Below are 8,317 nucleotides of genomic sequence, written 5' to 3'. Positions count from 1 at the left end.
TGCCGATCCTGGGAGCGGGCAGCCGGAAGGGGCGGGCTCGATCCCAGGATCGGGGTGAGGGGTCAGTCCCAGGGCCAGCCGTGGCCACGGTCGGGGTAGGACTGCTGGGTTTGGACGTTCAGGGTGTGCATCCTGACGCCGTTCGCCTGGTCGGTGCGCTTGTCGTTGATCTTCAGGATGTCGAAGCCCTTGTTGAACTCGCTCCCGTAGATGTACCCGTTGTAGTAGTACGCCGACCAGTACCCCGCGCTGAACGGTACGGAGAACGGGCCGCGTTCGAAGTAGGCGATCTCCTGGGGGCGGGCCGAGTCGGTGAAGTCCCAGACCGAGATGCCGCCCTGGTACCACGCCTGCACCATGATGTCCTTGCCCTTGACCGGGATCAGGGAGCCGTTGTGCGCGACGCAGTTCTCGGTGTCGGCCTGGTGGCGCGGGATCTTGAAGTAGCTCTTGAAGACCAGCCGGCCGCGGTGGATCTCGTAGATCGCGTCCGCGCCGCGGGTCGGTCCGGTGGCCTCGTTGCAGGTGGCGCCGCCGCCTCCGCCGAGTTCGTCGGTGAACACGACCTTGTTGCCACGGTTGTTGAAGGTCGCCGAGTGCCAGAAGGCGAAGTTCGGGTCGGTGGTCCTGGCCGTGACCCGCGGGTTCTCCGGGTCGGAGATGTCGAACAGCACGCCGTCACCCATGCAGGCGCCCGCCGCGATGCCCTTCTCCGGGTAGGCGGTGATGTCGTGGCAGCCCGTGGTCGGGAGCAGCAGGCCGGGCTGCGTCTCGTTGCCGCCGTCGGGGAAGACGACAGGTGTGCTCACGATGGTCGCTTCGGTGGGCTTGTTCAGCGGGACCTTGATGATCGTGAGCTTGTCGTGCGGCGGCTGGCAGTTCGGGTACTCGGCCGCCGGCAGGTAGGAGGAGATGTAGACGTAGACGGCCTTGCGCCGCCGGTCGGGGACGAGCGTGTGCGTGTGCGATCCGCAGTCGGTCTCGACGGACTTGATGTACCTCGGGTTGGCCTTGTCACTGATGTCGAAGATCCGGACGCCCTCCCACGACGAGGCGATCGTCGGGCTCTGGGAGGTGCTGTTGCACGAATCGTCGCTTCTGGAGGCGTCCACCGACCCGAACAGCAGGTTGCCGTAGACGGACACGTCCATCTGTGAGCCCGGGCACACGACCGAGCTGACCGCGGCGGGCTTTCTGGGGTTGCGGATGTCGTAGATCGAGAACCCACCGTAGTTACCGACGTAGGCGTAGTGGCCGCTGAAGGCGATGTCGGTGTTGATGGTGTTCGTGATCGGCGTCGGCTTGGGGATGTTGGCGACGTGAGCCACGTTGGGGCTCATCACGATCTGTTCAGGCCCTGGGATCTCCAGGGCTTGTGCGGGCAACGCCGGCAGCACGAGTGCCGCCGCCGCGCCTATCGCGGCGACCGCCTTAGCTGCCAAACCGGCCCTTATGAGGGTGAACACGAAGGACCTCCTTGCTCCCACACACACCGTGTATGTGCACAGAAATACGCAAAGTCTTCCGCAGATCGCGTGGGGCAGCTAGGAGGCAACGTGTCAAGAAATGTACTTGTCTGCCACCTTTACGAGATGCGATGTATGGGGTTATGGTGCATGCTCGGCATGTCATGCGCGGCAATTCGGTCGTACACGTTAAGTCACAATTAACGGCCCGGCGATGGATTGAGGAGGTGACGTGCGTCCCACGTCCTCCCCCTTCGCCGTACTCACCGCGCTCGTCCTGTCAGCCGCACTGACCAGCGGATGCGCCGTCACGCCCACGACCGCCCGGCCCCCGTACACCGCCGCGGCGACCGCCCCGGTGATCGCCCCCGGCGAGCCGGGTGAGGCCGCCAGGACGCTCGCCCCGCACGAGGCGGCGACCGCCGTCCCGGCGCCCACGGCGAACGCGGCCGATGTCCGGTTCGTCCGGGACATGGTGATCCACCACCGGCAGGCCGTCGACCTGAGCCTGCTCGCGCCCACGAGGGCGTCGTCGACCGAGCTGAAGCGCCTGGCCGCCCGGATCGAGGACGTCCAAGGCCCCGAGATCGCCATGATGGCCGGTTGGCTGCGCGAGCAGGGCCAGCAGGTGCCCGGCCATCACTCCGCACACCAGGGCATGCCGGGCATGGCCACCCCCGCACAGTTGGATCAGTTGCGGACGGCCTCGGGCTCGGCCTTCGATCGGCTGTACATCAGCCTCATGACCGCCCACCACCAGGGCGCGATCACGATGGCCGCCAAGGTCATCGCGGCGGGCTCGCACCCCAAGGTACGCGAGATCGCCGAGGACATCTCCGTCACCCAGACCGCCGAACTGCACCGAATGGCCCGCCTGGCACCACCCGCCCGCGACTGAGCCGGGCCGCCGGGCCTGGCGGACCCCGCGCCGGCCTTCGGCGGGAGAGCGGCCACTTTTATATTCCACTTTCTAATTAGTGGTTGTCGATTGTGCGAGCTATGTCGTGACCCCTTTGTTAAATGAGCGGACTCCCCCGCGCGGACTCGGCTCCCGGCGGCACGCTGGCCTCCTTCGGCATCGCGGCCGAGTACCTGCGCGAGATCGACCCGGACGTCCGGTGCCCGTACCCCGACGTCAACCTCGTCCCGTCCGTCAGCGCGGTCGCGATCCGCGACATCCTCACCGACGCGGACCTCTACACCGACGTCAGCAAGCTGCCCACCGCCGACGGCGAGCTGGACCGCTTCATGCTCTCCTCCGCCAACACCGAGCACGGCGCGATGACCAAGGAGATCGCCAACTGGTTCTTCGAGCAGATTCAGTAGTCGTGGCGGGAGGATCCCTGTCTGCCCGCTGACGCAAGGCGGGGCGCGACTTCCAAGGCGCGAACGGCCGGCTTCCCGGTCCTTCGCGCCTTGTCCTTTTGACCGAGGCGAGGGCCGGGCGCACCGGACCTTAAGGACTTCTAAGCGGAACCGTAAGCGGCTCCCGGCAATGTACGGAGTGGCCGGAGGGAATCCGGCGAGCCACCGGAGATCCGGGAGGGACGACCACGATGCAGAGTGCCGAGCAGGAGATAGTCCGTGATCTCGCGGCCGGCCCGGACCAGGTCTACGCCGCCTGGACCCGGCCGGAGCGCTTCGCGCGCTGGTTCGGTCCGCGCATCTTCGCGACGCCGGCCGAACGGGTCGTGCTGGACGTCCGGCCCGGAGGCGCATGGCAGGCCACGATGCTCGGAGAGGACGGCTTCGAGATCACGATCGGGGGCGTCTACCGTGAGGTGGCAGGGCCGTACCGGCTGGTGTTCACCACGGGCGACCCGGACGATCCCGGCGACGGGCCGGCGTCCGTGGTCACGCTCACGCTGGAGGAACACACGGGCGGCACGAGAATGCGCGTCCACCTGGCCGCCGCCGGCAACGGCGGCCGGGAACAGGCGGAACAGACGCGGGAAGGCTGGCTCGAACTGATCGACCGGCTCGCCGAACACGTGCGGGCCTCGGCCTTCCCCGTTTCCTGACGTACCACAAACCGAATTCTTGAAAGGGACCGAATCATGGGCAAGATCATCAACGCCACGTACATGACCCTCGATGGCGACATCGCCAACATGCAGGACTGGCACTTCGACTACTTCGACGAGGACGCCGGGCGGTCGGCGCAGGAGCAGATGCAGGGCACCGACGCCCTGATCATGGGGCGCGAGACGTACGAGGGATTCGCGCCGGTCTGGTCGGAGCGCGCGGGGGCGGATGAGTTCTCAGACCGGATGAACTCGATCGCGAAGTACGTCGTCTCCAACACGCTGAAGGACCCGAGCTGGAACAACTCGCACGTCATCTCCGGTGACGTGGTCGCGCAGATCAGGGAGCTGAAGGAGAAGACGGAGGGGAACATCCTGCAGTACGGCTTCGGCCCGGTGACCCGCCTGATGCTGGAGAACGGCCTGCTGGACGAGGTGCGCATCTGGCTGCACCCGGTGCTGTCCGGCAAGGCCAAGCCGAGCGACCTGCTCTACCGCGACGCGGTGCAGCGCAAGTTCACGCTGACGGGCACCGACGTCCACAGCACCGGCGTGATCATCCTCACCTACGCCCCGGTCCCCGCCGAGTAGCCCTTGGGCGGTGGCCTGTGCCCGGGGGTTCGTCGGCACAGGCCGCCACGCCGCTCGTCAGGCCGCGCCCATCCTGGCCAGGATGCCGAGCTGTACGGTGAGCGCGGCCACCAGCTCATACGGCCCCGGCCGGGCGAACTCGGGCAACACCCCGGCCGCCTTCTGTTCCGGGCTCGGCGGGGTGTGCTTGCTCGCCCACCACCATCCGTTCTGCACGACGATCCGTTACCCGGGGTAGGTGTTCTCGATCGCGGCCAGGTGGGCGCGCTCCCACGGGCTCAGTCGGTCCATCGCACCGCCTTTCGTGAAGGGCGCGGTCCAGCCCTGGGCGATGGAAAGAGGGCTGCTGCGCAGTCTGTGTACCGGACCCGCCCCCGCCCCGCCGAGTAGGAGTCGAGGGCCCGCAGCATGTCCTTCTCTGCGGCCTCGTCCTTGGTGACGCCGCCCGCACCACGATCGCCGGCGATCGCTCGGCTTGAGACGGCCGCCGAACACTTCCGAACATGGGACCACAGCAGCGGTGGCGGCCTGGCGCGGAAAGCCGTAATAGGCCAGCTCAACGACGTGGCCGACCTGATCAAAGAGATCCACCCGCGCCAGATCACACAACGGTTGTACGGTGTCATGGCGCGGCTGGCGAAGACCGCTGCGAACATGTCCTGGGACTCTGGCATGCAGCAAATGGCACAGCGCTACTACGTGCTCGCGCTCCAAGCTGGACGCGTGGCCGACGACCGCGGGGTCCGCTGAAGGCTGGGGAACAGGGCGAGGAAGTATCGGTCAAAGATACGGTCATGCGTGCCGTTGATCGGACAATCCCCCACTTACAGTCGCAATAGGGACTTAAGGGGGGTCGCATGCCCGACTGCACTGTGGTCGTCATCACGTACAACGATGCGGGGCGGTTGCCGAGGGCGGTGCGTTCCGTGCTGGACCAGACGTTGCACGGCCTCGAAGTGATCATCGTGGACGACGCCAGTACCGACGACACCCCCCAGGTCGCCGCCGAGCTGTGCGCCCAGGACCCGCGCGTCCGTTTCATCCGCCGCCCCCGCAACAGCGGCGGCTGCGGCGCCCCCCGGAACACCGGCATGGCCCTCGCCACCTCCCCCTACATCATGTTCCTGGACAGCGACGACACCCTCCCCCGGCACACCTGCAAAAGCCTGATCACCGAGATCGAGCGCACCCAGGCCGACTTCGTGACCGGCCAGATCCAGCGCGTCTACGAGTGGAGGCGCAAGCCGCAGCGGTACTTCCCCGACCTCTACCGCCGCCGCGTCGTCGACGGCATCCGGCGCGACCCGGAGATGTTCCTCGACACGTTCGCGACCAACAAGCTCTACCGCACGAGCTTCCTCAAGGAGCATGACCTGCGCTTCGAGGAGCGCATCCACTTCGAGGACCACATCTTCACCGCCCGCCTGTTCTGCGTGACCCGCCGGTTCGCCGTGGTGCCGTGGATCGTGTACGACTGGCGGCGCGCCCCCGACCGCCCCGGCACCGAGAAGTCGATCTCGCAGCGGCTCAGGAAGATGGACAACGTACGCCAGCGGATCCGCGCCGCCTGGGCCTGTGACGTGATCCTCCGGGCCAACGGCTTCACCGACCTGATCCCGGAACGCCAGCGCCGTTTCCTGCGCCAGGACATCCGCGTCTACCTCAACCCGCTGCCCTCCCGCGACCGGGTGTGGGTGAAGGAGTTCGCGTCCGTGGTCCGGCCGTACCTGAGCGAGATCAAGCCCGACGTCTACGCGACCGTAGATCCGCTCACCCGGGTGTGCTGCCGCCTGATCGTCACCGACCGGATCGAGGAGCTGGAGGTCGCGGCCCGCTCGCTGGGCGGGCCCCGGGCCGCGCCCCGCCACGCCGTGCAGAACGACGGCCGCACGTACTGGGGCACGACCCCCGACCCCGCGCTCGACATCACCTGCATGCGGATGGCCGAGCTGCCGTTCACCGCGAGTCGCCTGCGCCACGAGGTCACCGAACTCACCGCCAACGGCACCCGCGTCTCCCTGGCGATCAGAACCTACGACCCCTTCGGCGTACTCGACGCCACCCCAGGCTGGCGCGCCGACCTGCGGCTGCGCTCCGGCGCCGTACGCCTGACCCCCGTCGCCCAGGACGACGGCGGCTACCTCTCCGAGGTCACCATCGACCTGGCCAGAACCATGAACAAACCCCTCATAGGCCACGACGGCACCCACGACCCCCGGATCGCGATCACCCGCCCGGACGGCCGCAGGACCACCGACGCGCTGCTCGTCGATCCCACTGCGCCGCCCATCCGGGTCCGCGTCCCCGGTCACACGGTCACGCTGCGCCCGGAGGGGCACGCCGCCGTGCTGCGCGTGCGCTGGCGGCGTGAGGGCCTGCGCAAGCAGGTGCCGAGGCTCGCCCGGGTCGCCCGGCGGGCGATCCGCAGGGCCGGTGACCCCCGCCTGAAACTGCGCGTCTACAAGGGCCTGATCCACGTCGTGCCGCGCCGCGCCGACCTGGCGATCTTCGAGGCGGACGTCGGCAAGGGCTACACCGGCAACCCCCGCTACATCTACGAGGAGATCCGCAGACGCAGGCTGCCGATCGCGGCGGTGTGGTCGGTGGCGCGGCGGCGGTCCGATTTCCCCAAGGACGCCACCCTCGTGCGCCGGATGAGCTGGCGCTACGTCTGGACCCTGGCCCGCGCCGCCTACTGGGTGGACAGCCACGGCTTCCCGCTGGACTACCCCAAGCCGCGCGGCACCCGCTACCTGCAGACCTGGCACGGCCAGGGGATCAAGACGATCGGCTACAACGCCCCCGACCTGCGCGGCGACTTCGACGGCCCGCGTACGCAGTGGGCGGCGGCGGTGGCCCGGTGGGACGCGCTGGTGTCGCCGGGGGCGGAGTTCGAGCGCACGTTCCTGCCGTCCAACCGATACGCGGGGCCGGTGCTGCGATACGGCTCGCCGCGCTGCGACGTACTCGCGCACGGCGACCCGGACGCCGCCCGGCGGGTGCGCGACCGCCTGGAGATACCGGACGACCGGCGCATCCTGCTCTACGCGCCGACCTATCGCGACCATGCCCGGTACTCGGGCGCGAGCGTCCGGGCCGACCTGACCGAGCTGGCCGAGGCGCTGGCCGCCGAATGGGTGCTGGTGTTGCGCACGCACCCGGTGGAGCGGTTCGTGGTGCCCCGGCACGTCCGGCACTTCGTACGGCCGGCGGGCTCCTACCCGGAGGTCAACGATCTGATGCTGGCCTCCGACGCGCTCATCACCGACTATTCCTCGCTGATGTGCGACTACGCCGTGACCGGCAAGCCGATGATCTTCATGATCGACGACTGGGCGGAGTACCGGGCGGCGGGGCGCGGCTCGACCTACGACCTGCCCGCCATCGCGCCCGGTCCCTGCGTGACCACCACGAAGGAGCTGGTGGCGGCGGTGCGGGACCTGGATCGGCTGGCGGTGGGGTTCGCCGCGAAGTACGCGGCGTTCCGCGAGACGTGGTGCGCGGACGAGCGCGGCGAGGCGGCGGCGCGGGTCGTGGACGCCCTTTTCGGAGCGCGCCGCGCAGCCAGGTCGGGCAGGGCCAGGGCGCCGGTGGCGCGGTGAGCGCGCTGGTGTTCGCCTGCCTGGACGCCGACACGCTCGGTGGCATCCAGCGGGTCACGCACACGGTGGCGCAGGGGCTGGCCGGGCGCGGGCACGAGGTGCACGTGATCGGCCTGCATCGGGCGCGCCGGCCGTTCAGGTACGTCGAGCGGCCCCGCTACCGGCGGCACGTGATCCACCGGACGGCGGCCGGGCCGGTGGGGCGGGCCGCGCGCCGCCTGGCCGACCGGCGGCTGCGGGCGCTGTTCCAGCGGATCGGGCCGGGGCATGTCGTGATGACCTCACCGGCCGTGGTGAGCAGGCTGCTGTCGCTGCTACCGCCCGATTTGTCGGGCATCGGGCACTATCACGGCTCGTTCGAGCACGCCAGGGGCACCTGGCACCTCGGCTCGGTGCGGCGCGACTGGTGGCGGCTGGAGCAGGCGGTCTTCCTCAGCGAGGACGACGCGGGGCTGTTCGCCGAGCACGCCTTGCTGCCCAACACCTGGACGCTCGCCAACCCGCTGCCGGGCTGGCCCGGCCGTACGGCGGAGCTGTCCGCGCGGCGGGTGCTCGGCGTGGGGCGGCTGGCGGGGGTCAAGCGGTTCGACCGGCTGATCTCGGCGTTCGCGGCGGCCTGTGAGCGGGTGCCCGA

The 8,317-nt window shown here is 69.1% G+C and carries 9 protein-coding genes; 7 read left to right on the top strand and 2 right to left on the bottom strand.

Annotation, left to right across the window (positions count from 1 at the left end; translation table 11 throughout):
- Positions 1-62 precede the first annotated feature (62 nt).
- On the bottom strand, positions 63-1,466 hold the full coding sequence (locus C1I98_RS30935) for an LVIVD repeat-containing protein (RefSeq protein WP_233508333.1): 1,404 nt from the start codon (positions 1,464-1,466) through the stop codon (positions 63-65).
- 232 nt (positions 1,467-1,698) lie between these two features.
- Here C1I98_RS30935 and C1I98_RS30930 point away from each other — a divergent pair, with 232 nt between their 5' ends.
- The 4 genes from C1I98_RS30930 to C1I98_RS30915 all read left to right on the top strand — a co-directional run bounded on the left by C1I98_RS30930 (position 1,699) and on the right by C1I98_RS30915 (position 4,081).
- A complete protein-coding gene (locus C1I98_RS30930; protein WP_233508332.1) occupies positions 1,699-2,364 on the top strand; it encodes a DUF305 domain-containing protein in 666 nt (221 codons plus the stop codon).
- Between the two features lie 122 nt (positions 2,365-2,486).
- Positions 2,487-2,792: a hypothetical protein gene (locus tag C1I98_RS30925; protein ID WP_111170911.1), complete on the top strand. Its 306-nt coding sequence runs from the start codon at positions 2,487-2,489 to the stop codon at positions 2,790-2,792.
- 230 nt (positions 2,793-3,022) lie between these two features.
- The gene (locus C1I98_RS30920; protein ID WP_111170910.1) at positions 3,023-3,487 is read left to right on the top strand and encodes an SRPBCC family protein; all 465 of its coding nucleotides are present in this window, start codon (positions 3,023-3,025) and stop codon (positions 3,485-3,487) included.
- Positions 3,488-3,523: 36 nt separating this feature from the next.
- Positions 3,524-4,081 (top strand): dihydrofolate reductase family protein, encoded by a 558-nt coding sequence (locus C1I98_RS30915; RefSeq protein ID WP_111170909.1) that lies wholly within the window; start codon positions 3,524-3,526, stop codon positions 4,079-4,081.
- A 57-nt stretch (positions 4,082-4,138) separates the two neighbouring features.
- Here C1I98_RS30915 and C1I98_RS41910 read toward each other — a convergent pair whose 3' ends face one another.
- On the bottom strand, positions 4,139-4,297 hold the full coding sequence (locus C1I98_RS41910; RefSeq protein ID WP_158558243.1) for a hypothetical protein: 159 nt from the start codon (positions 4,295-4,297) through the stop codon (positions 4,139-4,141).
- A 192-nt stretch (positions 4,298-4,489) separates the two neighbouring features.
- Here C1I98_RS41910 and C1I98_RS46530 point away from each other — a divergent pair, with 192 nt between their 5' ends.
- From C1I98_RS46530 to C1I98_RS30900, 3 genes are all read left to right on the top strand, one after another.
- Complete coding sequence (locus C1I98_RS46530) at positions 4,490-4,831, top strand: NsdA family TPR-like regulatory protein (RefSeq protein WP_497845835.1); 342 nt, start codon at positions 4,490-4,492, stop codon at positions 4,829-4,831.
- Between the two features lie 107 nt (positions 4,832-4,938).
- A complete protein-coding gene (locus C1I98_RS30905; RefSeq protein WP_111170907.1) occupies positions 4,939-7,683 on the top strand; it encodes a bifunctional glycosyltransferase/CDP-glycerol:glycerophosphate glycerophosphotransferase in 2,745 nt (914 codons plus the stop codon).
- Positions 7,680-8,317 (top strand): glycosyltransferase (locus C1I98_RS30900; RefSeq protein ID WP_146607737.1); only part of this gene is annotated, 638 nt, incomplete at its 3' end. The genes C1I98_RS30905 and C1I98_RS30900, both read left to right, overlap by 4 nt.

This window comes from Spongiactinospora gelatinilytica (assembly GCF_003236385.1).
Lineage (GTDB): Bacteria > Actinomycetota > Actinomycetes > Streptosporangiales > Streptosporangiaceae > Spongiactinospora > Spongiactinospora gelatinilytica.
Note: the sequence above shows the minus strand (reverse complement) of the source record. Positions and strands in the feature narration are given on the sequence as shown.

Excerpts from the sequence above, each read along its gene's own strand:
- C1I98_RS30915 (WP_111170909.1), top strand. The coding sequence starts at position 3,524 with ATGGGCAAGATCATCAACGCCACGTACATGACCCTCGATGGCGACATC.
- C1I98_RS30905 (WP_111170907.1), top strand. The coding sequence starts at position 4,939 with ATGCCCGACTGCACTGTGGTCGTCATCACGTACAACGATGCGGGGCGG.
- C1I98_RS46530 (WP_497845835.1), top strand. The coding sequence starts at position 4,490 with ATGTCCTTCTCTGCGGCCTCGTCCTTGGTGACGCCGCCCGCACCACGA.
- C1I98_RS30920 (WP_111170910.1), top strand. The coding sequence starts at position 3,023 with ATGCAGAGTGCCGAGCAGGAGATAGTCCGTGATCTCGCGGCCGGCCCG.
- C1I98_RS30925 (WP_111170911.1), top strand. The coding sequence starts at position 2,487 with ATGAGCGGACTCCCCCGCGCGGACTCGGCTCCCGGCGGCACGCTGGCC.